Genomic DNA, 25,216 nt, shown 5'->3' with positions numbered 1-25,216 from the left:
GCAAAATACGGCACTTCGAGTGCTTTTACGGTGTAATGACGAACTGCTCGTTTGAATCCGGATCACGCTCGAGATTGCAGACCGCTTGCGTATCGACGGAGGCTTGTTGATCCCATTGCTTCAGGATTTCAAAGGTTTGGTTCTTTGTTTCCGCCATACGTGCATCGACTTTGACATGGTGAGTCTGCGGATCAATAGTTACCAAGCCACTTGGACCGTCAATTGATATACCAGCTTCCAAGGCCTCGATGACCTTCTGGCGATCAATGCTGTTTGCGGCAGTTACCGCCTTGGCCCACAAATGCATACCTTGATAGGTGTTCGATGCAAATTCGGTAACGACGGGATAGTTGTCGCCGAACTTTTTATGCCAGCGTTCAAGAAACGCTTTGTTGACGGGGGAATCGATCGTTTCAAAATAGCTTGCAAACGTCACAATTCCGTCGCCTTCTGCAGGGGAGAGAACTTTTTGTTCCTGCCCATGACTGAAAGTACTCGAAACTATCGGCATTTTCGAATTGAGGCCAGCTGCGGCCCACTGGCGGTAGAACGAAACGTGTGGACCTCCGACGAGCGCTGAGAACACCATATCGGGGCCGACCGATTGAATTTTCTGGATCGTTGGGCCGAAATCGGAAACATCGAGAGGAAAGAACTCAACTGCGACCACCTGACCGCCGTTTTCCGCGGCTAGTTTTTTGACCCAGTCGGAGATGATTTGTCCGTAATTGTAGTCGGCTGCGACGATATAAATGGATTTACCGAACCGGCTGATCGATTCAGGCACAGCTGACGCTAAATTTTGGGCAGGCGTTGCACCGGTGCAGAAAGTGTTACGGTCGCAAACGCCGCCTTCATATTGTGTGTTATAAAAATAAAGCGTTTTAGCTCGTCGCATTACCGGTCGGATGACCTCGCGCGAGGCGGACGTCATACCACCGTGTACAACAGCAACTCTATCCGCAAGGGCCATCTTCTGTGCAATTTGAGTATACTGCTGCATGTTGGACTGTGGGTCTTGGGTGATTAGACGTATCTGTCTGCCTAGGAGTCCGCCAGACTCATTGATTTCCTCGGCTGCTAGAATAAGCGCATCAGCCATCGGTTTTCCGTAAAGGTCGAGCCCCCCTGAAAGATCGTGGATGCCTCCTACCAGGATGTCGTCGGCAGCAAATGCTTTTGAATTCAGAAGTGCCGGGCCAACGGCTAGGACAGCCGAAGACAAAGCTGCCTTTTTTAGAAACTCGCGTCTTGAAGTCATTGCATGTTCCCCTTTTTTATTTCGGTATGTTCGCTAAGATTTCCGTTAGCTCTCGAGTTGTTCAAATGCGTGAGCAGCGCGGTAAATCGTCATTTCGTCATAGTGCTTTCCGACGAGCATCATTCCGATAGGCAGACCGTCGATTGATCCGCAAGGTATACTGATCGCCGGATGACTCGTTAGATCAAATGGAAAAGTATTGGCCATATTTTCTGTGGCACGACGCAAGGCGAGCGTACGTGAAGCGGTGTTGTCAGGCAAACGTGTCGCCTTCATGGGCGTAGTTGGCATTAACAAAAGGTCGTGTCGAGCCAGTGCAGCGTCATATTCAGCTCGGAGTTTGCGGGTTAGGTTTTGCGCCTTCGCATAGTATCGACCGCTGCCTGCTCGTATCATACTTTCTCCGACCAGCATTGTTTTCTTGACGGAGTCCGGGAGCTCATTTGCTCGCTCACGCCACTTAGCGTGGGCGTCGATCATGCTGGTGGCATAGAGGCCTTTCCAGTTGAATCCGTGACCGTTGCCTTTCATCAGCTGTTCCGTTGCGCCTTCGAATGCGACGACAACCCAAAGGGCCGAACCCAATCGATGCATGGGTATAGAAATTTCCTCGACAGTCGCACCAAGTTGCCTGAACTTCGCTGCGGCGGCACGCACGGTTTCGTCAACATCGTTTTCGGATTCGGCGTGTGCAAAGCCTTCCTTTAAGATGGCAATTTTTAAGCCGGCCACAGATTTTCCGAGTGCATCGGTGTATTGTTGGGGTTGGATAGAAGCTGATTGTCGCGGATCAAATCCATCGTATCCCGCGAGTACCTCAAGCATCAACGCATTATCAGCAACAGTGCGCGTCATCGGCCCCAGATGGTCGATGGTAAGCTCTATGGGCATAGCACCCGTGTATGGGACGAGGCCCCATGTTGGTTTCATGCCTACGATACCGCAGTAAGAAGCGGGCGTACGAATAGAACCGCCTTGATCCCCGCCGACTGCCATATCGGCTTCGCCAGTCGCGATAAGAACCGCGCATCCCGATGATGATCCAGCAGCCGAATAGTCTGAACGATGAGGATTTCTGACCGGACCCAGTGCGCCAGTATGAGAACCTCCTGAAAGACAAAGATACTCACAGTGCGCTTTTCCTACTATGGTAGCCCCTGCATCCAACAAACGTGTTACGACTGTTGCGTCTATATCCGGCACATATCCCTCTAACGTTGACGCTCCATTCATCATCGGGACACCTGCAACAGCAATATTGTCTTTGATAACAACAGATTTACCAGACAGCTTGCCTTGAGCCGCACCCTTGATATCAGTTTTTACGTACCAAGCATTCAAGGGATTGTCTGCGAGGGCTGGCCGTATGCCTGAGGTGCGAGGATACTTAACATCCGGCAGGTAATCAGGCTCTGCCTCGACAAGGTCATAAAGGTCGAGTGTCGATTGCATCTCCTCCATAAAGAAATCGAGATCGGCGGAAGATAAGTCAAGAGACAGACTTTCAGCGGTCGCCTTCAGCTCTTTCAAATCAGGACGGATTACCGGCATCAAGGATATTCCATATATAGAAGAGGTTTCAGGATGGTGAATAGTAAAATTTTTTATTGGTCTGTCAAGCTTATAGCGCAAACAACTGCTGATACATCTGTAACGCCGTGTTCAAGCAACCCCCGGCCATTCTAGGAACAACTGTCAAATACTTACTAGATTCAGAAAGCATTTCCGTTATCCTACAGCTTTGGTGAGTGGAGTCGCAACCGTTCCGTCGAAACCTTCCAGGCTCGCAAAGGGGAGCAAACCTGTAGTGGGATTACAGTTTACGTACTCGAAGCTTGCAGATTGATTTACGAACAACTCGTGCCATGACACGAATTCGCGCTCTTGCTTGAATTTACGGTTCATCGCAATGGCATGCTTGTAAATATCAAGATGCGTCTTATGCGATGCGGCCCAACTTTCGAGATGCTCCATTGATATGAAGTGTGCGAGGACAGAGGTCTCACGTTTCTCGCTTCCATCCTCGTTTAAATTAGTGAGAATGCGAAGCGCGAGCGTTCCCGTTTTTTGCTTATTATCCAGCAGGTAGCTCATCCCTGTCATCAGTCGCGGTCGCATATTCTGGGTGTAGTCTTCAAGCTGTTCCTGGTGCGCATGGGCCCAGTACTGGCCTGACCGAAGAGTCACCATATTAAGCGGAGCGCGAATCTGGATTCGCTTCCCCTTTGACTCAGTTTCTTTCGGCTGTTGGAGAGGGGCGCTACAAGGTGTGTTCAATGGATCAATTGCTGACAACGGTATACGATCTCGAGCTGCTCCAAAATAGCCATTTGTGGTTATCGGGACAATTGTACTACCCGCGGTGCGGCCAATTCCAATGCGATACCAATTCTCTGAGTAGATCGTTTCGTGCCGGTCATAAGGTACCGAAATCGTTTCACGCCACACGCCGCTTGTTTCAGCCAGACGAGCGTCGCTTTTAAACCAGGCGGTAAGTTCGGATCGAAGACAGAACCTAGCGTGGCGCACAGCATCCACCCAATATCCGACGATGACCGCATTCGTATCACCGAGTTCATCGGTCGCCCGCATTACTTCGTACGTATCCGGGCCATCTTCATCCGCAAAGCTTTCGCGTGCAAAATTGAAAAAATCCGTCTCGCGCCCTAACGGCAGTCCATTTTGTTGCATGGCAAAATAGTCGGAGATAATCGCGGATACAGGTTGTTCCCAGCGCAATGCATAACGCGGCGCCGCAGGATTGTGGCAGTCGGGTTTGCGTGGTGCTATCGTTCTATCGTACTTGATGTGAAAGACCATACAACACTCCCTTACAATGATAAGTGAATAGACTCGCAGTTAGCGACAGCGAGAGTTGCGGAACGGGATTTTGAAGGTCCGGGTTGCCAATAGATACGCATAACGGATGTCCGGACTCGAACCACTATTTATTGAACGTGACGACCTGTTGCGGCGCATCGTTTACGTCCAAACGGAATATGTCTGGGCGCGCATAATGACCAACTACATCGAAATCCAGCTGCGCTCGGGTAATGTCGTCAGTATCTAGATCCGCGATTAGGATTGTTTCTCCTGAATAATCAGGACCTGCAACGATGTGGCCTAACGGGCTGACGATAAGTGCCCCTCCGCGCATGAGAACGTTCGAACCGCTTTGTGGGAGGTGGTTAACAATCGCGCTTGGGGAATCCTCTGTCGTCAGGTATTGGCACGATGAGATCACGAAGCAACGGCCTTCTAATGCGATATGGCGCATCGTCGCGACCCAGGTATCTCGATCGTCTGCCGTAGGAGCGCAGTAAATTTTTATGTTCTGACCAAACATCGCCATCCTCATCAACGGCATATAGTTTTCCCAGCAAATTACGGCCCCCATCGCCCCCCATGGGGTCTCCACGGTTTTCAGCGTAGAGCCATCACCGAAGCCCCAAATAAGTTTTTCAGAAGCTGTGGGCATCAGCTTGCGATGTTTCCCGGCAAGCCCATCAGGCGTGAAGTAAAGTGCAGTACAATATAAAGTCCCGCCATCTCGTTCGATGACACCAATAGTAAGAAATATCTCTGCTGCTTGAACCGCTTCCGCAATGAGTGCCGTTTCAGGGCCAGGAACATTAATTGCCTGAGAGTGATAGAAGGCGAACTCGCTTCGTCCTTCAGCGGTTCTGGAACCGATTGTGACGCCGAAATTTGCACCTTTCGGGTATCCGCCTACAAAGGCTTCAGGGAAAACGGCTACGTTGACGTCCTGGTTGGCTAGTCTTCCTATAAGATCGACGACTTTGTCCACTGTTGCCTTCGTATCACCCACCACAGGTGTGGCTTGAAGCGCTGCCGCCCTAAATGAGGTCATAGTATCCTCCTCCATCACATACTTCGACTGGCTGAAGATAATTCAGCATATGGAATAAATAAGCGTTAGCGGGTTGTCCATTCACGGTCAAGCCCGTTTGAGTTGGATTTGTACAAACGTCGTCGAAAATGAGCTTTTTGGACGCAAATAGCCTAGTGAATAAGGCCGCCGAATCGCGAAAGCTTCCTGGCTAGGAGTTGAATAGCCTCAATAGCCTGAAGCTCCACTTTGGGCGTGAGATCACCCTCATACATCGTAATTGCGACGCCGGCGATTGCCTTGTTCGCTCCCCCTGACACGACGGCTCCATACGAGCACATATGCGGACGTGTCCCTTTGATTTCTTCAGAATAGCCTTGTTCGCGTGTCTGTCGTAAAATCGCCAGAAGTTCGCCCCGGTACTTGGGATTATCCTTCGTCAGCTGTGGCAACTCATCGTCTGGATAGAGCGCTTTAACCTCATCATCGCTTAAAGACGCCAGCAAGGCGCGCCCGCTTGCCATGCAACAGGCCGGTAGCCTAGTGCCAGCTTTGAACGTTACACCCAATGGCTGTGGGCTGTTACGCGTCGCGATAAAGTACACGTCAGGTCCCTCAAGTACCGAAAGCGTTGCGCCGTTCTCTCGGATAATTTGGATCTCGTCGCAGGCCGAATGAAAATGTTCAACGATTTCATAGCGGTTAATCTTGGAACTGGCCAAGTCAAGGATACGCAGTGTCAAGTCGAAGGTCGCATCGCTACGTCGCGAAAGATAGCCTTCGTTCATCAGCGTGGTGCAGATCGAATGTGCAGAACTCATAGCGATACCTAGGTTTGTAGCGATCGTCGTCAAATTTTGTCGCTCCATGGAACCAGCTATCAACTCGAGAACTCGTAGACCACGCACAAGTGCAGGGGCGCCGCTTTTCTTCGTCATGCTATTCTCCATAGAGGGGCCGTTTCAGTATATTGAATTACTCGGTAAATGGTGCGGCGGATATCGTTGTGTCAAGTTTTTCCATATTCAGATGCAAATCCGGGTTGTTGAGCGTCGGAAGAACCTTGCAAAGCCCTCGATTAGTATTCTATATACGGAATATAGTTCCGGATATGGAATCCTTCAGTTATTGTGCAAGTGTTCGCAAGGAAGGGGTATAGGTTGGAATTCAAAAACAGAGCCTTCTTTCATAAAGGTATGAGAGAGTGGCAAGACAAATTTGATGGCCGCAGAACCGCCGAAGCTATTGAGCGTCGTCGAAAACACTATCAGTTTTGGGATGACGAGATAGATATCATAAGTCAGGCTAGATTCTTCTTTATCGCATCCGCTTACGATGGATATGTGGACTGCAACGTCAAGTCAGGCGATCCTGGCTTTGTTCAAGTTGTCGGGCCAAATGCGCTTGAATATCCTGAATATGATGGAAACTCGATGTATAGAACACTGGGCAACATTGTGAAGAACCCAAATATTGGTATGCTCTTTGTCGTCTTCGACGGTAAAAGCCGCCGTATAAGGATCAATGGCAAAGCCATCGCGACCACTGACCCAGCGGTGCTCGACCGGCATTTTGGAGCTAAAGTAGTCGTACGGGTCGAATGTGAAATTTATCCCAACTGTCCACGCTATCTCCCGCAGATGGTCGATAATGGAAAGTCTCCTCACGTGCCACGCAAGGAACATCCGACACCTCCTGCGCCGGAATGGAAAACCCGAGACTATATTCGCGATATTTTGCCTAACGATGATCCCCATCGCCCTAAAGAATAATTAGCGGATTAATTTTGGCACCTCGCGGATATTATCCACGCCTGTATGCTGCTTTTAACGTGTCGCATCCTGTGGAGATCGTCGCTCAAGAGCAGACAATCTGTGATGCTCTGAGAGTTACCGAAATGGGCTCGCTTGCTTTTTGCGTATTTCAGTGAACGCGGACAGCAATTCCGGGTTCTTGCGCACATTTGGTGCAGGAAGCAGGATTCACATATCTGGCGAATGCGGTCATAAGGTGGGAATCGCAATCCTCCCGATGATTTGCCCGTGCTCAATGTTTTCCGTTCACTTGTTTCCGCTACGCTGACGATTGTCCAGATCCTTCCCGGAGCGGACAAGGTAGTGCTGAGGCACCGTTACGTTAACCTGCCTACGGACATATCCCGGACTTTGATGCTGTTTCAAGCGGATTACAGGCCAGCGATATCGCGCCAGATAGTATTGGCGGTTTGGCGTAATTCTCGGTGAATGGCAGAGGTGAAGCGGTGGCGGGGAAAATGATGAAGGTTATAAATCGGGTCGTGAATGGATGCGAAACGTTGCAAGTGCCGAGCTGACTTGAAGCGCTTCATGCCGCGCTCTCGCCGTCTTATCGGTTGATGTGAATTTTCGGCCCGATTATTCAAACCCTTGTGCTGGCGATGATCACAGACCGTGAGACCGATCTCACGAATGGCGGCGCCATAAGAGCCAAGCTTGTCCGTGACCATGACACGGGGAACTGCGCCCTGACGTGACAAGAGTTTGCGGATAAAGCGTCTGGCGGCTCTGGTATCGCGGCGTTTCTGGACCAGCACTTCAAGTACAAAGCCATCTTGATCAACAGCGCGCCACAGAAAGTGCCGTTCTCCGTTGATTGTCACGACAGCCTCATCAAGGTGCCATTTGTCGCCAAGGCGCGGTGTGCGGCGACGGATTGTATTGGCATAGTCTCGTCCGAACTTCTCAGCCCACTCGCGCACTGTCTTGTGGGTAACGATGATCCCTCGGTATGCCAGCATGTCTTCGACCATGCGAAAGCTTAGCGGAAACCGGAAATACAGCCACACTGCTTCGGCAATAATCTCAGGTGGAAAGCGATGGCGGTGGTAAAGCGAGGAGCGACGGTCGTGCATGCTCTCTTATCCACCGCTGAGACTTACATCAAAGTTAAGGTTACGGTGGCTGCCAAAGTGCGGCTGGCGAAAGTCACATAAAGGAGCGCCGTCACCCCATCAGGTCATACGTATTCTATAGGATTGGGGTGAGAACAGACTCCATATAACTTACTTTTGAAACTCGAAAAAAGTTATCTTTCCAGTTCTCAAATCCAGATCATATGAGTTGCCACTAAATGAGGTTAGCTGAATGGCGCCGTTTAACCTCCGGAACCCGACGAATACATCCACCCCCTGACGCCAATAATTGTCAGAAGACATACCGTTCACAGTCCAGATTACATTTCCTTCGCCGTCAAGCATCTGAACATTGCAGCCAATGGGCGGGTTCGAATCCTCTGAGAGGTAATCCCAGCTATAGATGACTAATTGATCACTCTCTATTTCAAGAGTAGCTAACGTCGGAAACTTGGAATTCATTTAAATTCCCTTACTTAAAAGAAGTGGGACGAACGGTATGCACATGATGATCGGGAAGAAACGACAATTCAATTCGCCCTCTGTCCGCTCCGGATTTAAACCGTCAAAATATTAGCTGCGTGAATTCTACTGACGAACCTCTCTGAAAACGCGGAAATTACCTTGACTTTAACGTATTGAACTTGGACGAACGATTGGAAGTGATTGACAATAGGACTTTGCGGTTTGAATAGCTTCATTTTTATTAATGAGCTATTCGTATACCGCTGCAGCTTGGATTAATATGAAAAGATCAGACCAAGTGATGTACTTATCATTCGGCTCCTCAAAGAAGCTGTTCTGCCCGTCAACATCTACAAGCCATGCATGCATAGCTTCCACAAAATCGAATGTACTAATATTCTCCCGCGGAAACGAAGTGTCAGCTAGCAAAATCTTGAGGCCACCGAGAAAATCTTGCAGACTCTTAATCTCAATAACTTGGCCATTTTCTTCTGAATTCAATGTCTCGCCCTCCATTTCGGTGTCATAAATTTAAACGAGGCTTTCTTAATTTCCGATGCCACTAAGCGAACCTTAGGCGCTTCAACGCCCGCTTGTTGATAAGCAGAAAGTCGCCCGTTGTCCAAAGTAGTCAACTGGCAGTTCACTTAGAATGTCGAATAGGCGACACCGAATTTGGATCAATTCAGCGCCCAGTCCGTCGAGGGCACTAGTCTCCGAAATGACCATCTGGTACGCAGAAGTAAAAGGCAGCACATCTACGAGCCGAGACGGATCAAAAGCAATCAGAGTTGGGGAATGCCCCGCTACGCAGTGATCTTCATTCGAGCCAGATACGTATACAAATACCGGTACTGAGTTAACTAACAATTGTCTATGAGCAATTGAGAGTAAGCGCTTAATTGAGAGTATCCTTTATTAGAAAACACCTTTATGCTCTAAATAATATTGATATTGCATCGTCAAATGCCGGTTAATTTTATTTTTGATAATAGAGACAATATATGCAAACGACTAAAACAGAGACGCAAAGCACGCGCATTTTAAGTGTAACCGACGAAGCCAGCCGCCGAAATCAGGAAAAGCTCCGCCGAGAGCTTGGAACGACTGTTTGTTCTTGGCTGGATGATCCTGAAGTTATCGAAATCATATTGAATGAAGACGGTTCCCTTTGGGTTGACCGAGTTGGGAAAGGGATGGAGCAGGGAGGAGAGATTCTTGGAGCCGCTGCAATCTCTGCGATTGGCACCGTTGCTTCCTTTCTAAATACAACGATTACAAAGCAAGATCCAATCCTCGAATGTGAACTGCCATTGGATGGCTCTCGTTTTGAGGCGCTCGTTCCACCTGTTGTCAGTGCTCCAGTGTTTACGATCCGCAAGAGGGCGGTAAAGATTTTCACGCTCGATGACTATGTTCAGGCCTCAATCATCTCACAGCGTTACTGCGATGCCATCAAACAGTCCGTCGCAGATCGCGAGAATATTCTTGTGGTCGGTGGCACACAGAGCGGTAAGACGACGCTGACTAATGCCATTATCAACCATATGGCTGAAGTCACGCCGGATCATCGGCTTGTCATCATTGAAGATACTGGTGAACTTCAATGGGCATTGCCAAGTTGTTTAATTAAGGCTTCGAGCCGTTTGCCCTGTGTTTTTCAAGCCGTCATTTCAGCAGTGTAGTCACGCCATAATGCAAATGCATCGGTGCGTGCATGGCGGTAGGAGATAGCGGTGAGATTGTAGCGGCGAGGACGGAAGATCGTGTTGATTTGATCGTGGTTAGACAAAAACCGTTGCGCCTGACGCGGTGATTTAAACCACCCCATGATTTTCTCCCGTTTTCGGCTCAGGCGATGTGAATTTTCAATTCTGTTGTTCAGGCCTCTATGGGCCCTATGATCGGCATTTGGCGCAAGGTTTTGTATCGGCTTGATGTAACTGCGCAGCTTGTCCGTCACGACGACGCGTGGCTGACCGAATTGCCTAACCAGTTTTGAGAAGAAACGCTTAGCGGCTTTGGTGTTGCGGCGTGCTTGAACCAGAATATCAAGGACATCGCCGTCTGCGTCAATTGCCCGCCAGAGCCAGAGCTTCTTTCCACCGATCGTGATGACGGCCTCATCAAGGTGCCACTTATCATTTGGCCTTGGCCGGCCCTTGCGGGTACTGTCGGCAAAATGGCGGCCAAAGCGATTGATCCAGAGGCGAACAGTTTCGCGGCTCACAAGTACGCCCCGCTCTGCAAGAAGATCTTCCACATCGGCCGTGCTCAACGCAAATCGATAATAGGTCCAGACCGCGTAGGCAACAATATCACGTGGAAAACGAAAACCCTTCAACCGGGGAAAGCTGCTCGGTAATTTCATCCCGTGTTGATAACCGAAATGCAAAGGTCAAACAACTTGGCAATACCCATAGGGGCAATGAGCGCCATGGTGCGCGAGTTAATAAGATAAAAAAACAATGGCTTAATGATAATTAGGAAGGCCTTATTATGGAAGAAGCGAGGCGGGAAGACTAACATTAAAGCCGAACCATTTTAACAGGGGCACGTCAGTGAAAGAGGCTGCGTCATCATCGCTGGCCTTCGATCCAGCAATGATCTTGAATCGCAAAATCAAACCCGAGCGAATCTCATGGCGATCCCGAGTAGCGCTGACAGACTCTAAGGTCGGTATTGTTGAATTCCAAAGGCTGCGGCGGATTTACCCGTGTGCATTGATGACGGCCAAAAAGGCCGGGCCGTAGCGTTCGAGCTTTGTTTCGCCGACACCGGGCACGTCGGCCATTTGGGCGCGTGAGGCTGGCCTGGCAATGGCCAGTTCGATCAGTGTGCGATCGTGGAAGATCACATAAGGTGGCACATTTTGCGTGCGCGCGATTTCTAACCGCTTCTCGCGCAGCGCCTGAAACAGCGCCTCATCACGCTCCGAAAGGGCGGATGTTACCGATTTTCCACGCGAAACAGCCCCACGCGATGGCTTCGATTTCGGCGGGACACGCAACATCAGCGTCTGCTTTGCGCGCAAAAACTGCCTGCCTGTCTCCGAGATCAATAGACCACCATGTCCGGCAAAGTCGACATCGATCAGCCACTGCGCGACCAACTGCCGTATGATCCCACGCCAGGTGTGATTGTCATGCTCGCGGCCGATTCCGAAAGTCGAAATCTGGTCGTGGCCAAAGCGGCTGATACGCTCATCATCGACGCCAAGAAGGACATCGACAATATAGGCTTGCCCGAACCGCTGCCCGGTTCTGTGAATGCAGGACAATATTTTCTGCGCGGCTATTGTCCCATCGAAGAGGGTTGGTGGTTCGGCGCAGGTATCGCAATTGCCGCATGGTTCGCATCGATCACCGAAATAAGACAGTAGCACCTGTCTGCGACAGTTCGCCGTTTCGGCGAGCCCAAGAAGCGTGTCGAGTTTCTGCCGCTCCATCCGCTTGCGCTGATCGGGGGCGTCTGATTCCTCGATGAAGCGGCTGCGCAGGACGATATCGTCATAACCGTAGAGCATCATCGCCTCGGCTGGTAGTCCGTCGCGCCCTGCACGCCCTGTCTCCTGATAATAGGCTTCGATGCTTCCCGGCAGATCGATATGGGCGACGAAGCGTACATCCGGCTTGTCTATGCCCATCCCAAAGGCAATCGTCGCCACCATGATGACCGCCTCGTCATGTTGGAATCGTGCCTGGTTCGCCTCGCGCGCGGACTTTTCCATGCCGCCGTGATAGGAGAGGGCATCGTAGCCCAGGCTGCGCAACCATTCGGCCGTTTCTTCCGTCTTCCGTTTCGAAAGACAGTAAACGATGCCGCTTTCGCCCTGATGATCCTGCAGAAAACGTTTTAATTGCGCGCGGGGATTGTCCTTCTCCATGATCGTGTAGCGAATATTGGGACGGTCGAAACCGGCAATGAAGGCATCGCGCTTGTCAATCTGCAGATGCGACAGGATTTCCGCACGTGTCGGCTCGTCGGCGGTTGCGGTCAATGCCATGCGTGGCGTGTCGGGAAACTGCGTCGTCAACACATCGAGCTGCCGATAGGATGGTCTGAAATCATGCCCCCATTGCGACAGACAATGTGCTTCGTCGATAGCGATCAGCGAGAGAGACACGTCGCTCAGACGTTGCAATGTATCCGGTCTGAGCAGGGTTTCAGGCGCGACATAGAGCAGATCAAGCGCCCCAGCATGGATATCACGCCACAAGGCCAGCCTGTCATCGCCAGCAAGGTCGGAATTGAGCGCCGCAGCCTTCACACCTGCCTGCCGGAGTGCGGAGACCTGATCGGCCATCAGCGCCAGAAGCGGTGAAACCACGATCCCCATGCCCGGCCGGGCAAGGGCGGGAATCTGATAGCATAGCGATTTGCCGCCGCCCGTTGGCATGAGGACGAATGCATTATTGCCTGCTATCGCATGCGACACGATCTCTGCTTGCCGCCCACGGAAAGCATCGTATCCATAGATGGTTTTGAGAATATGGGGCGGGTCGGTCATCATCAGCAGTCAAGGCATCATTTGTTGTTCAGATTCGGCGCCTACATTCATAGCAGACATCAGCGGAAAACCAGTCTTTATCCGAGGCATGAGCAGACCAAGGGACAATCTACCGATCATAAATGCACTTTCTAGTGATCTGTCCATTCAGCGTCAGATTCTCTTTGAACGAACAAGAGCACGGCTCAGTCGCGTAGCCAGTTTTCGACCCTCAGAGCACGGACGCGTGAGAATTCTCCGGTATTGGCCGTGACTAACACCACCCCGAGCGCATAAGCATGGGCAGCGATGAAGAGGTCATTTGGACCGATGGGCCTACCAACGGCTTCCAATTCGGCTCGGATTCGCCCATATTCGGCGTCACCAGGCGTATCAAGTGCGAGCACTTGCATACTTCCAAGAATGGCCTCGATGTGCGCCAGTAGCTTCGGCGACCCCTTTTTGGCGCATCCATAATGCAACTCTGCTGCCGTGATGATACTGACACAAACTGCTTCTGGTCCAACCTCGGCGATGCGTCTGGCGACAGCACCTTTGGGGTTTCGTGCAAGCTCGGACACGACATTGGTGTCAAGCATGTAGAGCGCGCTCACAGGTCGATTTCTTTCAACGGTAGCAGGGTATCGTCAATATTAGGGAACTGATCTTCCGGCCCAAGCGGTTCCAATCCGGCAAGCACTTCCAACAGGTTCAGGCGACGCACCGGCTCTATGATAAGTCGATCTCCATCGCGATGGATCATCACCCGGTCGCCGGGAAGTTCGAAGTCAGCTGGAATGCGTACAGCCTGACTCTTATTGTTACGGAAGAGTTTTGCTTCGCGGGCTGGTGTAGGTTCGGAGTGTCGGAGCTGTGGCATATTGGTCTCCTTTGTATATACACGAGTATATACATCTTGGCAGGATAAATTTCAAGCGGCGCGCGGTCGCTAGCGCGCAATTGTACGTCGTTCAACGATTTTGCAACAGTTCCGATATTCGTGCACCGTATTTGATCTCATAGTAACGCCTGAGGCCGCGTGAGAGCGTTGCGGGGCCAGGCTTGCCGTAGTAGCCGGTCCAAGCTCCAAGCCTTGCGATGATCCAAGTGGCAAAAGCCAACGTGTCCGGCGGATGAGGATTTTTCTGGCGTGCGGTTGGAGCCTCGCCTTCGTAGTCCTTACAGATTGCGAGAAGCAAAGGCCTGTCATCAGGATCAAAGGCATCGACGAGTGCCTGACCGGAAGGATTGTCGCGGGCGCGCAGCATCTGGGTGACCGTCACTGCAGCAATGGCTGCAAGGGCAGCGAAATTCATGAAGACCTTCGGGTCACTCATCCTGGCATTCTCTATCTTGAACCCCGCCGACTTCAGGGTGCGGAAATATTCTTCGATAAGCCAGCGCTTGCGGTAAAAATCCAGCATCAGATGGGCCATGCAAAAGTCTTCAACCTCATGGCTGGTGAGCAAGCGCCAGTGGATGGGCTCTGCACCATTCGGGGGATCAATTTCACAGATATCAACCAGATTAAGTTTGACCATCTCAGGCAAGCATTTGAGGTCAAGGCTTGGCATGCCGCGTTCCGGTCTCTTGATCGTCACGGGGCCGAAGCGCAGCGCCAGACGCACCTCTCGGATTGGCCTGCCAGGACTGGCGGGGATCGTGACATTTATGCGTTCAGCTTCCGGCAAACGGGAAGCATATCCAAACAACTTCTCGCCGTTAACAAGGTTGCGGTTGGCACTGGCTCGGATCAGCACCTGCACATTCTCAGGCTTCAGTGCAAAATCCTCATAAAGATCGCTTTCCCTGTCTGAAACGACCGTGATGCGCAAAGCCTTGGCCAAAACCTCGCTGGCCCGCCTTGCGCCATTGAGCCATTTCTGGGATTCCTTTTGCTCCAGGGGCCTGCGTGCGTGATGCAAGTCATTTCGTTTACCGCGGTTCCACACCGCAATGTCGGCGAGACCCACCAACTCACCACTCATTGCATCGACCGCCAGCACAGGATGCAGCAGAACTCCGCCCAGAAAGCCACCACGACCGACTGGCCCAAAACCCGCCTTCCGCAACTTCGGCCCGCCCAGCACAATCTCGCTAGTGTCCTGGATGGCCAGAATATCGCGGCCCGCGACACGCTCCCCAGTTCTATTGCCTGCGGCTTCGCTCAAAGCTGCAACTGTCACCGAGGGGTTGCGTAAAAATCGCCCAAAGCCAACCTCGCCGCGCCGCTGGCCTTTAGCAAGCTCATGAATACATGAGCCTGGCCGAGCCACCAACGCCTCATGGCACCACGTCCCCTTTTTTCTAGCCGCAGATCGCCAAATCTGCCGACTGAAAACCGCTTCAATTCAATACCGTTGATGCCCATCTCAACCTCCTGAGCAAATCAGCACTCAGTGAATCAGTCTTTTACAAGAAATGCTAGTTGTTCAGAGATGTGTGCATCAGATAGGTTAATTGCCGGGGGATTACCAAGCCACGATAAGCCATCTTGATGGCATGAGGCATAGGATCTATATTGGTAATAAAAGGAGATGACTATGGCCGAACCACAACTCTCTGTCCGAAGCTCCAAAGCGCGTGATCTTGCTCATCGGCTAGCCCGGCGTGAAAATCGTTCGATCGCCGATATTGTCGAGCGCGCACTCGAATCCTACGAGGTTCGCGAAGCAGGTCGCGAGCCGGCATCGGCGTTCTACATGCGACTGGCGTCGCAATCTGGCACAGAGATCGATCTCGAAGCCGTCATCCGCGAACACCGTCGTTCTCATCAGGGTGTCGAACTTTGATCTTTCTTGACACCAATGTGATTTCCGAGACTTTGAAAAAAGCTCCCAACGAAGCGGTGCTAGCTTGGCTTGTCCGGCACGACGCCGAGATTGCCCTACCGACTGTGACGATCGCTGAAATTGCCTTTGGCATCCAGAAAATACGGCCTGATCAGCGCGCTGAACGCCTGGAAACGGGTCTTGCGGACTGGCGACGTCGTTTTGCTGACCGGATTTTTGGTCTAACAGAGGAAGCAGCACTGGCCTACGGGGAGATCATGGGCGCTGCTGCTCGTCAGGGGCGTGGAATGTCCGCTCCTGACGGCATGATAGCAGCAATCGCTCGCGTCAATGGTGGCCGTCTCGCCACTCGCAATTTGAACGATTTCACCACAACTGGCTTGGATCTGGTCAACCCATGGGAATTCTGAACTGCTGAGCGTGGCCCATTAGCTTGACACCGGAATGATGTGCCGGTGATGGATTGTCGAGGGCTTGTGTTCTATCCCACGAGCCTGAATTTGAGCCCCGCTTGGAGACGTTGGCCATGGAGATTTCACGCGAGCCCAAACAAGCATGTCATGCTTGCAAGGAGCCTATTCAGAAAGACGCCTCAAAATGTCCCCATTGCGGATCCGAGCAAGAACGTTTTACGTGGTCTTCGATCGGCCTGGCTGGCGGGGCGGCGCTTTCCGTCATCTCGCTATGCACACTTGCCGGCGGAACAGCCTGGTCATGGATTGAGGCCAAGCAAGCGTCGCTGATCGGGGCCGTTGCTCAGGTGGATCAAACTGGTGTGTATTTCTCTTTGTCAAACACCGGAAACCGCGCCGCAACGATCATGCAAGGATCGGTCAAAGGAAAGTTTGCAGAAGGCTCCTGCAAAGGAATTGCATAGTTCGAAGACACGCTCCAAACCGCTAGCATATTCTCAGTGATCGAACCCGGAAAGACTAACGAATTCAAAGTGAAATTTTAGGGTGAGCAGCAGTACATGACGGGAACCATCGTCGCACCGGGTTTGGCGAACGCGGAAAGGAATCCGGATATTGAGCGGTACAAGACCTGCGAACTCACTGTCGTTTATGTCGATTTCGATACCAGTTTCCAGTCCACGACCATTCCCTTCGCCTGCCTGATTCAGGCGGATTGCTCTGTTGATCCCTCCATGGGTCAGCGCAAATAATTCAGAATCCTTTTACCGATTGTCGGATAAATTCGCTCACATGCCCGCGTTTGGCTCAAGCTGAACGGGAAGATGCTGCCAGAAAGGCGCAGCGGCTCAAAGATTGGTGGGAGAGCATAGGATAACTCTACGCGCAGAAGCTATTGCCGTTCGATTTGAGATGCGCGCGTGCTGCTGACCGACCTCTTGATGACGCCCGCGCCCACCCGCCCGGTTTCGGGCATTGCCAACCCCGGCCTATTTCTACGGCCTACGCGACGGCGGGGAGCTGTTTGCCGACATCGAAAAGGGTAAGACGCTCGTCATTGTCAGTCAGGCGATGAACCAGACCGACAGTCAAGGCATGGTCACGGTTTTTTCGAACTCAACGGCCAGTCGCGCCGCATCAGGGTGCCGGATCACGCCCACGGCGCGACTGGTGCTGCTGCCCACCGCAAGGCGGAGCCGGGCAATGATACACAGGTGGGATCTCCAATGCCTGGTGTCGTTTCCCTTGTCTTCGTCTCGCCGGGCCAGGCGGCTAAAGCTGGTGATGTGTTGGTATCCATCGAGGCGACGAAGATGGAAACGGCCATCCATGCTGAGAAAGAGCGACAGGTTTCCCTGACGTGCCGCCACGAGTCGAGTATGAGCTGACGGACATCGGCCACGGAGCCTTGCACAGGGAGTGAAGGGATTTTTCAACGACCTGCCGGCACGATGACAACGCGTCCGAGGATGGAATTGCTTTCGGCATAGGCGTGGGCCTCAGCCGCCGCCGAGAGCGGAAATGTCCTATCCACGACCACTTTGATATCCCCGGCGGCCGCCCAACCCAGCATCTGGGAAACCGTGGCATAAACATCGGGTTTTTCGAATTGGGTTCCCATGAAGACGCCGTAAAGCGATTGGTTCGCCTGCAGCACCGACCAAAGATCGATACTAGGCTGCGAACCGCCGGCGTTGCCGACGAAGACCAGACGTCCCTCGGGGCGCAGCACCGCAAGAGAATCTTGCAGGGTCGCTCCCACAGGATCCACGACCAGATTGACACCGCGCCCTTCCGTCAGACGCATGACCGTCTCGACGACATCGACCAAGCGATGATCGATCGCATGATCCAGCCCGAGCCCGGTAAGACGTTCGGCTCTCTCGCCCCCGGATACTGTTGCCAACACAGTCGCACCTGCATGATGCGCTAGCTGAATGGCGGCGAGCCCAACGCCGCCGGCACCAGCCTGAATGAGGACGGTTTCGCCCCGTTTCAAGCCGCCACGCGCGAACAGGCAGTGATGGGCGGTTCCGAATGAAATGGGCAGCGCGGCGGCGGCGTACATATCAAGTCCTTCCGGCACCGGCCAGGTCCGGCTGGCGGGAACCGCGCGCAACTCGGCATGCGATCCGCCCAGATCGAAGCTCGTGACCTTCTGGCCCACATGACGAGACTTCACTTTTTCACCGACCTCGATAACTTCTCCAGCGGCTGCATAGCCGCCGATGAAGCCAGGGTGAGGCGGAGGTGCCGACGCGCGATTGATCAGGTCGCCGCCTTCGATGGCAGCCGCTTCAATGCGGATAAGGACGCCGTCCTTTGGGCAAACCGGATCTGGAACATCCGCGTAATGAAGGACATCCGGCGTGCCTGAGTGATCGTAGACAGCTGCTTTCATGGTTTTCCTGATGCTCCATCAGTGACTTGGAAGAAGAATTGAACGCATCGTCACCCACTCCGCAGTTCCGCCATATCGCGCCATGCGTGTGACTTCACCGCCAGCCGCGCAATGACCGATATGAATCGCGTTCTTCAGATCCAGCGCGTCCGTAAATGGCAAAGGCGTCGACGGCGCGATCATCGATGCCGTAATCTTCAGCGGCTTGTTCCAAACGCCCGTGACCATCCCGGTCTGCTCTAAAGTGGGGATGGCGAAGAGCGGAAAAGGATCGATGCGACCACTTTATCAAACGTCCGCCATCCCGGCCCGGATCAGCCAGCTACAGGGGTGTTGAGAAGCTGCTGTTCCCAAAGATATGCGATGCCGCTTCCGGGGAAGTGCTGGATGAGTATCTCGGTCAACTCCTCGACATGCTCGGTGCGGGCCCAATCGCGTTGCCATTCGCCAGCGAGCGCCATCACGGTCATCGGGTTTGCGCCGGCTGCGATCATTCGCTGAACGGCAACTTCGTGAGACTCCTTCGAAATCCCGCCCGACGCGTCGGTGATCACAGTTACGTCCCAGCCTTCGCCTGCGGCCTGAATCACGGGCATTGCGACGCAGACCTCTGTCCAAAGCCCGGCGATGATCAGTTGCTTGCGACCGGTCGCTTTAACGACATTCACCACGTTCTCATCCTGCCAGGTATTCACCCAGGTGCGGTCGATGACTTCCTGCTCCGGAAAGACGTCCGTGATCTGCTTGAAGAGAAGTCCGCCGCGCGCGGCAATCACGCTGGTGAGAATAGTCGGAACATTGAAGGCTTTTGCCAGCTTCGCTAGCGCGGTCGTATTGTTGACCACAACTTGAGGATCGTGGCTGTTGAGATTTGCGAGCTGGTAGGGCTGATGGTCGATCAGAACGAGGACCGAATCTTCGGGACGAAGAAGAGAATCGAGGCCGTTACGAATGGTCATTAAGACTTCCTTTCTCTGCCGCCATGGCGGTGATGAATTCACGAGAGACACGCGTCAGCGGGCGACGTTGCCGGAACGTAATTTGCCGTTCCTTTCGATACCGCAATAGTGTCAAAGTCAGACAAGCTGTGTCGCAAAACGGAGAACGCTGAAATGGACATCGAAGATTTACAGACATTCGTCGCCGTGGCCGATACCGGGGGGATATCGGCTGCTGCGCGGCGGCTTGGCGTTTCCAAATCAAACGTCAGCCGGCGACTTTTTAGGATCGAAGCGGAGCTTGGCGTTCAGCTTCTTGCACGGACAACCCGCGGCGCAGCGCTCACGGAGGCCGGAACAACGTTCAGGGATCATGCGGCCAGAGCCACCGCCGAGATCGATACCGCCAGAGAAGCGATCCTGCCAACCGGCGAGTTGCGCGGTCGTCTGAGGGTCGCAATGCCGCTTACCTTCGGGGCGACCCATTTCGCTCCCGTACTCGCGGAAATGGCGCGTCTGCACCCAAAACTTCACATCCACACCTCCTACAGCGACCGCTTCGTCGATCTCATCGCGGAGGGATTCGATTGCGCGATCCGTGGTGCCTACCTCCAGGACTCCGCCCTGATCGCGAAACGCGTCGGGCCGATTCATGGAAAGCTTGTTGCCAGCCCGGATTATATCAAGGTACACGGATCGCCTCAGACCCCTGAAGAAGTCATCACCCATCAGGCCCTGATGCAGGGCACGGAAGCCTGGCAGTTCATGGATGGCGACAAGATCGTCACGGTCCAGCCTCAAGGCAGGTTCAAGGCGGACAGTGCAGCGCCACTAGCCGCCGCAGCGGCGGCCGGGCTTGGCATCGCTTGGCTCCCTGATTGTATCACATACCCGTATGTGGCGTCCGGCGCATTGGTGTCGATCATGACGCGCTATCCGGTCCCGCCAGGGGCCGTCTATGTCGTACGCCCACCGAGTCAGCATCCCACCCGAAAAGTGCGGGTTCTCACCGAAATACTGGCCGAGTACTTCAAACGTAATCCGGAACTTTGGGGTGTGGACAGTTAAAACGCAAACAAGACGAGGACTCATCAGGAACCTGTATGCAATGGTCGCTCTATAGCGATGTGCAGAGCGTTATGGGCGATGATGCGAGCATTCAAGGGGCCCTTCCTGCTCTCATCCCATAGGCCGCGCACTTTTTCAATACTTAGCGAGCCTACCGCAGGGGGCACTAATGCCCTTCGACATATACTATTGTGCCAATTACTGCGCATGGTCCGCCTATCAGGCACCGGACACTCGACGTTCTGTCGAAGATGGTGTGCCTTGCCGAAATATGGGGCATTCGGGAGTGCCGTACCAATCCCTGTGAAGGCCGCCAAATCTTCAAGCGTCTTACGGTGGAAGGAAATCTGGTTGCCGCACATGTCGGTCGCATGGGGAAGAGTTTTGACGCTCTTCGTGAAGAGGTTTTCGGTCTGTTTCCAGTCCTCAAAGAGCGCAGCAATGGGATGGGAAGCCGTATGTCGGGTGAGCAACAGCAGATGCTGGCCATTGGGCGTGTGCTGATGTCGGAGCCTAGATTGCTGATGCTGGATGAACCATCATAGGGGCTTGCTCCAAAAATCATCCATCAGATTTTCCGGATTATTCTTGATTTGTCTCAGTCAGGCATTTCCATCCTGCCGGTTGAGCAAAATGTGCAGTTGGCGTTTGAATGTGGTGATTACACCTATCTGCTCAACCATGGCCGCATGCGAAGCGCAACTGCGCTGGTAGTGTCGCAAATTTTTCATGTTTATAGATCTATAAGCCGGTCATTGTGAATAAATGAGCGAGGTGGCTGCGAATGACAGTCGATTTCAAGGGAACTCATTTCCCTAAAAGTGTCATTCTGCACGCGGTCTTCTTTTACGTGCGCTACCCCGTCTCCTATCGTGACCTTCAGGAAATTCTGGCCGAACGTGGCGTATGCGTCGATCATGCAACATTGAACAGATGGATTGTTCGCTACTCGCCTCAAATCGCCACTCAGGCTCAGATGCGCAAGCGGCCCACGGCCAGTTCCTGGCGTGTTGACGAGACCTATATCAAGGTTCGTGGCAAATGGACCTATTTGTATCGGGCCGTTGACCGCAATGGCCAAACCCTTGATTTTCTTTTGTCTGAACGTCGGGATCTGGCTGCAGCGCGGCGTTTCTTCAAGAAGGCGATCACAACCAACGGTACTCCTGAGAAGGTTGTCATTGACAAAAGTGGAGCCAATCTGGCCGGACTGCACGCCGTCAACACCATCCTGAAATTCACAGGCGCAGGCGACACGATTGAAATCCGGCAGGTCAAATACTTGAACAATATCCTTGAGCAAGACCACCGCTTTATCAAACGGATCACCAAGCCAATGATGGGCTTTAAAGCATTCCATTCCGCTTCAGCCACCATCGCAGGCATCGAAGTGACTCACATGATCCGTAAGAACCAATTCACCAACGACAATCAATCGCCATTTCAGGTCTTTGCGGAACTCGCAGCATAATTGCGTCCAGAGTTAACGCCGCTTTTAACTTACTGAAAAATTTGCGACACAACCCTTCATATCCGTTTAACAGAATTTGATAGAGCATCTCTTGGGCGTCTTTCGATATCATACTCACCGTTGCCTCGTTTAAGGCTTCTTTCCATGCGCAACTACATGTCCATTTTGTTGATGGTGAGGGACAAAAACCAAGAACCTTGACTGACAATTTGGACACGGATTTGACTGTATGTGCCTGCGCCGTTTCTCATGGCCAGTAGCCTTAAGTTTCTATGGTCAAATCGATTATTCCATTGGCGGACTCTTGTTTGTATATCCCATTGACATATCCCGATGGATGCACTATTTACGTTGTATCATCGTAGATGCAACTAGGAGCGACGCAGATGGAGCAGGGAGCGGTATTCCAGAGCAACCGAAGCCAAGCTATTCGCTTGCCGAAGGCAGTAGCTTTGCCTGCTGATGTGAAGCGTGTCGATATCGTTGCTGTGGGGCGCACTCGAATTATAGCGCCTGCTGGCGAGGTTTGGGATAGCTGGTTTGACGGCTTAGAGGTGACGTCCGACTTCATGAATGATCGTGTTCAGCCTGCGTCGCAGGAACGCGAGACGTTTTAATGCTGAAGTACATGCTGGACACCAATATATGTATTTTTACGATCAAGAATCGACCGCAGCAAGTGCGTGAGGCGTTCAACCGCCTGCACGATCAATTGTGCATCAGCTCGGTTAGTTTGATGGAATTAATTTACGGTGCGGAAAAGTCTCACCATCCGGAAAAGAACCTTGCCGTCGTGGAGGGGTTCGCAGCTCGTCTTGAGGTATTATCATACGATGAACCGGCGGCAAACCATACGGGTCAATTACGTGCCGAATTGGCACGCAATGGAACTCCTATCGGCCCATACGATCAGTTGATTGCTGGCCACGCTCGCTCACGTGGCCTGATTATAGTTACGAATAATCGCAGGGAGTTTGATCGTGTTCCTGGTTTACGAGTAGAAGACTGGACTGTTTAGTCCCTAACGTTTGTTCCCGGCACTTATTGGTAGTCTAGCTGTTGTATTAATGTCCACATCACAGCCCAGCCGTGGGTTCAATCCTCATAAAGGCGTTAGCAGTGCTTGCCATTGGACGCGTGGGGCGAACAGGCCTCATTCGTCATGACGGCCTGCTCTCTCGCCCAGGGAGAACCTTCTTCCGCCACGGGAAGCAGGTGGCATCACCCGGCAGATGGACTTGTCCCGTTTTATTTCCGCCTCTTTATCTTTTTTCGGCGGTTACTTGTTCGAATTGAGCGGGCGATATTCCTCCGAGGGTCGAATGCCTTCTGTGTATGTGGTAAAATCCGTTGATGTATTTGAAAAGCGCATCTGTCAGCTGTTGACGTGTTTGCCAGGCATGTCGCCAAATCAGCTCCGCCTTCAGTGTTTTGAAGAATATTTCTGACACAGCATTATCCCAGCAGTTTCCCTTTCCACTCATTGAGACTTGGAATTTGGGTGTTGTCACGTTAAGCTTCTCTGGCCGGAAAGGTCAGCGGCTCGTAGATATTCAGGCGACACCGGCCGCAATTTTCCATGCATCGAAAGCTTCGAGGCGATGGTATCGAATTGTTTGTGCGGCTCGGCGGCTGGACGGAACTGAAAAGCAATTGCGGGTAGCTGAGTGCATAGAGACGAACCGTTGCAACATGCCTGGTGATCGGTGGCCTTGCATGGTTCGTTCCCGTTTTCGAAACGGCAGATGGCTATTCTCGGCCCGATTATTGAGGCCCTTGTGCGACCAATGTTCAAGGCCGGGTGTCACTTCTGCCTTTGGGGCACCGTACGAGCGGAGCTTATCGGTGATGATCCGTTTGGGAGCAAAGCCATAGCGCTTCATTAACGCCACGAGCAGTCGCTTTGCCGCCCCTTTATCACGCTGCTTCTGCAAGATTTCTTCGAGAACGGTGCCGTTTTGATCCACCGCACGCCAGAACCAAAATTTCTCTCCAGCGCATTTGACGACCACTTCGTCCAGATACCAAATATCGCCGGGGCGCGCCTGACGCCGCCGCAAGTTGCGTGCGATCTGGGGTCCGAACTTGGCGATCCAACGACGAACTGTCTCGTATGACACGTCGATCCCACGCTCAAGCAGCATTTCCTCAACTTCACGCAGACTAGGCCGTGTGGACGGATTTGATTAAGATGAAAGCAGAAGCGATTGCGACGATGGATCGGAAGTTTCTTGCTGTTTTCTCGCAGCGTAATGCGACACGTTTGAACCGTTTGAGCTTCCCCATCATTTGTTCGATACGTGCGCGACCTCGATAAAGCGCCGTGGCAAAATGCTTCGGAATATTACGCCTGTTTGATCTGTAAGGGATCACAGGGATAGCGCCAGCCTTTCGCGCAATCTCTCGATTAACGTCGCTATCATAGCCTTTGTCAGCAATGATAGCGCGGTGCCTGACTTGAGGGCCCGTGTCCATGAGGCTTTCAAACTGTTTGCTATCGGAGGCTTCGCCTCCGGTCAGTTCAAAGCCAAGGGGCTGACCATTTCGGTCGGTTTTCAGATGGATTTTGGTTCCGAACCCTCCACGAGACCGGCCGAGCGCTTGACCTTCCTGCCCCCTTTAGCGCCTGCTGCAGATACATGGGCGCGAATGACGGTGCTGTCGAACATAGCGATAAGATGAGCGCTTTCATCAAGCCCAGCCAAAATGGAAAAATAGTCCTCGAAAACACCTGCTTTACCTAAACGGTCAAAACGCTTCCATACGCTGTTCCAGTTACCAAACCGCTCAGGCAAAGCCCGCCATGAGATGTTGTGAAGGGTGAAATAATGCAACGCCTCAAGGAATAGGCGGTCATTTTTAGCTTTCGCGCCAACGGCTGGCAGACAAGTCCGAAAAACCTCAAGTGCCAGTTCATAGTCATTTTCTGTCATCTTGGTGCACATTACTGACCTCCAAATCACGTCAGCAATATGTGAATCACGTCGAGAGAAAGTCTGGAACCGGAAAACTTATACCTGAGTCAATTCGTCCACACGGCGTAAGGTTGAACCGCAGATAAAGCCACACCGCATGAGCAACGATCTGTGGCGGAAAACGGTGACGCTTGAAGCTGATATCTGATGTCTGCATCGCCAAAATTTACGCCCAACCCGTCAGGCAGGCAACTGCAGCCCAG

28 protein-coding genes and 4 pseudogenes are annotated in these 25,216 nt (G+C 52.5%); 12 read left to right on the top strand and 20 right to left on the bottom strand.

The annotated features are described in order from the left end of the window. Positions 1 to 25: 25 nt before the first annotated feature. The 5 genes from CES85_RS24540 to CES85_RS27980 form a co-directional block, all read right to left on the bottom strand. Positions 26 to 1,261: an urea ABC transporter substrate-binding protein gene (locus CES85_RS24540; protein WP_095448418.1), complete on the bottom strand. Its 1,236-nt coding sequence runs from the start codon at positions 1,259 to 1,261 to the stop codon at positions 26 to 28. A gap of 45 nt (positions 1,262 to 1,306) precedes the next feature. Next, positions 1,307 to 2,812, bottom strand: coding sequence for an amidase (locus CES85_RS24535; RefSeq protein ID WP_095448417.1), 1,506 nt, complete (start codon positions 2,810 to 2,812; stop codon positions 1,307 to 1,309). Between the two features lie 177 nt (positions 2,813 to 2,989). Further along, positions 2,990 to 4,081, bottom strand: coding sequence for a phenylacetaldoxime dehydratase family protein (locus tag CES85_RS24530; protein ID WP_095448416.1), 1,092 nt, complete (start codon positions 4,079 to 4,081; stop codon positions 2,990 to 2,992). 124 nt (positions 4,082 to 4,205) lie between these two features. Then, on the bottom strand, positions 4,206 to 5,132 hold the full coding sequence (locus CES85_RS24525) for a carbon-nitrogen hydrolase family protein (protein WP_095448415.1): 927 nt from the start codon (positions 5,130 to 5,132) through the stop codon (positions 4,206 to 4,208). Between the two features lie 152 nt (positions 5,133 to 5,284). After that, positions 5,285 to 6,049, bottom strand: a complete 765-nt coding sequence (locus CES85_RS27980) for an IclR family transcriptional regulator (protein ID WP_244923378.1) — start codon at positions 6,047 to 6,049, stop codon at positions 5,285 to 5,287. A 222-nt stretch (positions 6,050 to 6,271) separates the two neighbouring features. Here CES85_RS27980 and CES85_RS24510 point away from each other — a divergent pair, with 222 nt between their 5' ends. Further along, positions 6,272 to 6,883: a pyridoxamine 5'-phosphate oxidase family protein gene (locus CES85_RS24510; protein ID WP_157743507.1), complete on the top strand. Its 612-nt coding sequence runs from the start codon at positions 6,272 to 6,274 to the stop codon at positions 6,881 to 6,883. A 413-nt stretch (positions 6,884 to 7,296) separates the two neighbouring features. Here CES85_RS24510 and CES85_RS24505 read toward each other — a convergent pair whose 3' ends face one another. Both CES85_RS24505 and CES85_RS24495 read right to left on the bottom strand, forming a co-directional pair. Then, positions 7,297 to 8,001, bottom strand: coding sequence for an IS6 family transposase (locus tag CES85_RS24505; protein WP_095448413.1), 705 nt, complete (start codon positions 7,999 to 8,001; stop codon positions 7,297 to 7,299). 714 nt (positions 8,002 to 8,715) lie between these two features. Continuing rightward, positions 8,716 to 8,967 (bottom strand): DUF7660 family protein, encoded by a 252-nt coding sequence (locus CES85_RS24495; RefSeq protein ID WP_157743506.1) that lies wholly within the window; start codon positions 8,965 to 8,967, stop codon positions 8,716 to 8,718. 503 nt (positions 8,968 to 9,470) lie between these two features. Between CES85_RS24495 and CES85_RS24490 the strand changes: the two genes are divergently transcribed. Further along, positions 9,471 to 10,151 (top strand): ATPase, T2SS/T4P/T4SS family, encoded by a 681-nt coding sequence (locus CES85_RS24490; protein ID WP_095448410.1) that lies wholly within the window; start codon positions 9,471 to 9,473, stop codon positions 10,149 to 10,151. Here CES85_RS24490 and CES85_RS24485 read toward each other — a convergent pair. The 5 genes from CES85_RS24485 to CES85_RS24465 form a co-directional block, all read right to left on the bottom strand. After that, positions 10,127 to 10,837 (bottom strand): IS6 family transposase, encoded by a 711-nt coding sequence (locus tag CES85_RS24485; RefSeq protein WP_095448409.1) that lies wholly within the window; start codon positions 10,835 to 10,837, stop codon positions 10,127 to 10,129. The two genes, CES85_RS24490 and CES85_RS24485, sit on opposite strands and share 25 nt — an antisense overlap. Positions 10,838 to 11,176: 339 nt before the next feature. Next, positions 11,177 to 12,979 (bottom strand): DNA helicase RecQ, encoded by a 1,803-nt coding sequence (gene recQ, locus CES85_RS24480; RefSeq protein ID WP_095448408.1) that lies wholly within the window; start codon positions 12,977 to 12,979, stop codon positions 11,177 to 11,179. A 182-nt stretch (positions 12,980 to 13,161) separates the two neighbouring features. Next, on the bottom strand, positions 13,162 to 13,569 hold the full coding sequence (locus CES85_RS24475) for a type II toxin-antitoxin system VapC family toxin (protein ID WP_095448407.1): 408 nt from the start codon (positions 13,567 to 13,569) through the stop codon (positions 13,162 to 13,164). Further along, positions 13,566 to 13,835, bottom strand: a complete 270-nt coding sequence (locus tag CES85_RS24470) for an antitoxin (protein ID WP_095448406.1) — start codon at positions 13,833 to 13,835, stop codon at positions 13,566 to 13,568. Before CES85_RS24470 ends, CES85_RS24475 begins: the two co-directional genes overlap by 4 nt. Positions 13,836 to 13,926: 91 nt before the next feature. Further along, on the bottom strand, positions 13,927 to 15,231 hold the full coding sequence (locus tag CES85_RS24465; protein WP_244923377.1) for an IS4 family transposase: 1,305 nt from the start codon (positions 15,229 to 15,231) through the stop codon (positions 13,927 to 13,929). 267 nt (positions 15,232 to 15,498) lie between these two features. Here CES85_RS24465 and CES85_RS24455 point away from each other — a divergent pair, with 267 nt between their 5' ends. From CES85_RS24455 to CES85_RS24430, 5 genes and pseudogenes are all read left to right on the top strand, one after another. Further along, entirely contained in the window at positions 15,499 to 15,747 is a 249-nt protein-coding gene (locus CES85_RS24455; protein ID WP_095448405.1) for a plasmid stabilization protein, read from the top strand. Next, positions 15,744 to 16,157 (top strand): type II toxin-antitoxin system VapC family toxin, encoded by a 414-nt coding sequence (locus CES85_RS24450; RefSeq protein WP_095448404.1) that lies wholly within the window; start codon positions 15,744 to 15,746, stop codon positions 16,155 to 16,157. Before CES85_RS24455 ends, CES85_RS24450 begins: the two co-directional genes overlap by 4 nt. A 116-nt stretch (positions 16,158 to 16,273) precedes the next feature. Then, positions 16,274 to 16,624: a hypothetical protein gene (locus CES85_RS24445; RefSeq protein ID WP_095448403.1), complete on the top strand. Its 351-nt coding sequence runs from the start codon at positions 16,274 to 16,276 to the stop codon at positions 16,622 to 16,624. Positions 16,625 to 16,720: 96 nt separating this feature from the next. Then, positions 16,721 to 16,912 carry a hypothetical protein gene (locus tag CES85_RS24440; protein WP_095448402.1) on the top strand — a complete coding sequence of 64 codons (192 nt, stop codon included), beginning with the start codon at positions 16,721 to 16,723 and terminating at the stop codon, positions 16,910 to 16,912. A 223-nt stretch (positions 16,913 to 17,135) separates the two neighbouring features. Then, positions 17,136 to 17,515 (top strand): annotated as a pseudogene (locus CES85_RS24430) (biotin/lipoyl-containing protein); the annotation flags it as partial. Between the two features lie 77 nt (positions 17,516 to 17,592). Here the strand turns inward: CES85_RS24430 and CES85_RS24425 are convergent. The 3 genes from CES85_RS24425 to CES85_RS24415 form a co-directional block, all read right to left on the bottom strand. After that, entirely contained in the window at positions 17,593 to 18,561 is a 969-nt protein-coding gene (locus tag CES85_RS24425; RefSeq protein ID WP_095448401.1) for a quinone oxidoreductase family protein, read from the bottom strand. 18 nt (positions 18,562 to 18,579) lie between these two features. Then, positions 18,580 to 18,789 (bottom strand): hypothetical protein, encoded by a 210-nt coding sequence (locus CES85_RS24420; protein WP_095448400.1) that lies wholly within the window; start codon positions 18,787 to 18,789, stop codon positions 18,580 to 18,582. An 86-nt stretch (positions 18,790 to 18,875) separates the two neighbouring features. Next, positions 18,876 to 19,520, bottom strand: coding sequence for a hydrolase (locus CES85_RS24415; RefSeq protein ID WP_095448399.1), 645 nt, complete (start codon positions 19,518 to 19,520; stop codon positions 18,876 to 18,878). Between the two features lie 153 nt (positions 19,521 to 19,673). Here CES85_RS24415 and CES85_RS24410 point away from each other — a divergent pair, with 153 nt between their 5' ends. From CES85_RS24410 to vapC, 5 genes are all read left to right on the top strand, one after another. Beyond that, positions 19,674 to 20,567 carry a LysR family transcriptional regulator gene (locus CES85_RS24410; protein ID WP_095448398.1) on the top strand — a complete coding sequence of 298 codons (894 nt, stop codon included), beginning with the start codon at positions 19,674 to 19,676 and terminating at the stop codon, positions 20,565 to 20,567. A gap of 191 nt (positions 20,568 to 20,758) precedes the next feature. Next, positions 20,759 to 21,112 (top strand): ATP-binding cassette domain-containing protein, encoded by a 354-nt coding sequence (locus tag CES85_RS24405; RefSeq protein ID WP_157743505.1) that lies wholly within the window; start codon positions 20,759 to 20,761, stop codon positions 21,110 to 21,112. A 239-nt stretch (positions 21,113 to 21,351) separates the two neighbouring features. Then, a complete protein-coding gene (locus tag CES85_RS24400; RefSeq protein ID WP_095448396.1) occupies positions 21,352 to 22,038 on the top strand; it encodes an IS6 family transposase in 687 nt (228 codons plus the stop codon). A 386-nt stretch (positions 22,039 to 22,424) separates the two neighbouring features. Then, the gene (gene vapB / locus CES85_RS24395; RefSeq protein WP_095448395.1) at positions 22,425 to 22,655 is read left to right on the top strand and encodes a type II toxin-antitoxin system VapB family antitoxin; all 231 of its coding nucleotides are present in this window, start codon (positions 22,425 to 22,427) and stop codon (positions 22,653 to 22,655) included. Continuing rightward, positions 22,655 to 23,056 (top strand): type II toxin-antitoxin system tRNA(fMet)-specific endonuclease VapC, encoded by a 402-nt coding sequence (vapC, locus tag CES85_RS24390; RefSeq protein WP_095448394.1) that lies wholly within the window; start codon positions 22,655 to 22,657, stop codon positions 23,054 to 23,056. The genes vapB and vapC overlap by 1 nt, the downstream gene beginning before the upstream one ends. Before the next feature lie 244 nt (positions 23,057 to 23,300). Here the strand turns inward: vapC and CES85_RS24385 are convergent. From CES85_RS24385 to CES85_RS27975, 5 genes and pseudogenes are all read right to left on the bottom strand, one after another. After that, positions 23,301 to 23,534 (bottom strand): annotated as a pseudogene (locus tag CES85_RS24385) (IS3 family transposase); the annotation flags it as partial. Positions 23,535 to 23,591: 57 nt separating this feature from the next. Further along, a pseudogene (locus CES85_RS24380) lies at positions 23,592 to 24,203 on the bottom strand (IS6 family transposase); the annotation flags it as partial. Further along, positions 24,202 to 24,597 (bottom strand): IS5 family transposase, encoded by a 396-nt coding sequence (locus CES85_RS24375; protein ID WP_235889509.1) that lies wholly within the window; start codon positions 24,595 to 24,597, stop codon positions 24,202 to 24,204. The pseudogene CES85_RS24380 and the gene CES85_RS24375, both read right to left, overlap by 2 nt. Next, on the bottom strand, positions 24,594 to 24,983 hold the full coding sequence (locus CES85_RS24370) for a transposase (protein WP_095444932.1): 390 nt from the start codon (positions 24,981 to 24,983) through the stop codon (positions 24,594 to 24,596). The genes CES85_RS24375 and CES85_RS24370 overlap by 4 nt, the downstream gene beginning before the upstream one ends. Positions 24,984 to 25,077: 94 nt before the next feature. After that, positions 25,078 to 25,170: pseudogene (locus tag CES85_RS27975) on the bottom strand (IS6 family transposase); the annotation flags it as partial. Positions 25,171 to 25,216: the final 46 nt, after the last annotated feature.

This window comes from Ochrobactrum quorumnocens, from assembly GCF_002278035.1.
Classification (GTDB): Bacteria; Pseudomonadota; Alphaproteobacteria; order Rhizobiales; family Rhizobiaceae; genus Brucella; species Brucella quorumnocens.
The sequence above is the reverse complement of the archived record's forward strand: the minus strand, read 5'-3'. Positions and strand labels throughout refer to the sequence as shown.

Bases quoted from the DNA above. Each gene is read 5' to 3' on its own strand.
- CES85_RS24415 (WP_095448399.1), bottom strand. From the start codon at position 19,520: ATGACCATTCGTAACGGCCTCGATTCTCTTCTTCGTCCCGAAGATTCG.
- CES85_RS24400 (WP_095448396.1), top strand. From the start codon at position 21,352: ATGACAGTCGATTTCAAGGGAACTCATTTCCCTAAAAGTGTCATTCTG.
- CES85_RS24525 (WP_095448415.1), bottom strand. From the start codon at position 5,132: ATGACCTCATTTAGGGCGGCAGCGCTTCAAGCCACACCTGTGGTGGGT.
- recQ (WP_095448408.1), bottom strand. From the start codon at position 12,979: ATGATGACCGACCCGCCCCATATTCTCAAAACCATCTATGGATACGAT.
- CES85_RS24470 (WP_095448406.1), bottom strand. From the start codon at position 13,835: ATGCCACAGCTCCGACACTCCGAACCTACACCAGCCCGCGAAGCAAAA.
- CES85_RS24530 (WP_095448416.1), bottom strand. From the start codon at position 4,081: ATGGTCTTTCACATCAAGTACGATAGAACGATAGCACCACGCAAACCC.
- CES85_RS24485 (WP_095448409.1), bottom strand. From the start codon at position 10,837: ATGAAATTACCGAGCAGCTTTCCCCGGTTGAAGGGTTTTCGTTTTCCA.
- CES85_RS24455 (WP_095448405.1), top strand. From the start codon at position 15,499: ATGGCCGAACCACAACTCTCTGTCCGAAGCTCCAAAGCGCGTGATCTT.
- vapC (WP_095448394.1), top strand. From the start codon at position 22,655: ATGCTGAAGTACATGCTGGACACCAATATATGTATTTTTACGATCAAG.
- vapB (WP_095448395.1), top strand. From the start codon at position 22,425: ATGGAGCAGGGAGCGGTATTCCAGAGCAACCGAAGCCAAGCTATTCGC.
- CES85_RS24420 (WP_095448400.1), bottom strand. From the start codon at position 18,789: ATGGTCACGGGCGTTTGGAACAAGCCGCTGAAGATTACGGCATCGATG.
- CES85_RS24410 (WP_095448398.1), top strand. From the start codon at position 19,674: ATGGACATCGAAGATTTACAGACATTCGTCGCCGTGGCCGATACCGGG.
- CES85_RS24505 (WP_095448413.1), bottom strand. From the start codon at position 8,001: ATGCACGACCGTCGCTCCTCGCTTTACCACCGCCATCGCTTTCCACCT.
- CES85_RS24370 (WP_095444932.1), bottom strand. From the start codon at position 24,983: ATGTGCACCAAGATGACAGAAAATGACTATGAACTGGCACTTGAGGTT.
- CES85_RS24535 (WP_095448417.1), bottom strand. From the start codon at position 2,812: ATGCCGGTAATCCGTCCTGATTTGAAAGAGCTGAAGGCGACCGCTGAA.
- CES85_RS24425 (WP_095448401.1), bottom strand. From the start codon at position 18,561: ATGAAAGCAGCTGTCTACGATCACTCAGGCACGCCGGATGTCCTTCAT.
- CES85_RS24540 (WP_095448418.1), bottom strand. From the start codon at position 1,261: ATGACTTCAAGACGCGAGTTTCTAAAAAAGGCAGCTTTGTCTTCGGCT.
- CES85_RS24445 (WP_095448403.1), top strand. From the start codon at position 16,274: ATGGAGATTTCACGCGAGCCCAAACAAGCATGTCATGCTTGCAAGGAG.
- CES85_RS27980 (WP_244923378.1), bottom strand. From the start codon at position 6,049: ATGACGAAGAAAAGCGGCGCCCCTGCACTTGTGCGTGGTCTACGAGTT.
- CES85_RS24490 (WP_095448410.1), top strand. From the start codon at position 9,471: ATGCAAACGACTAAAACAGAGACGCAAAGCACGCGCATTTTAAGTGTA.
- CES85_RS24440 (WP_095448402.1), top strand. From the start codon at position 16,721: ATGACGGGAACCATCGTCGCACCGGGTTTGGCGAACGCGGAAAGGAAT.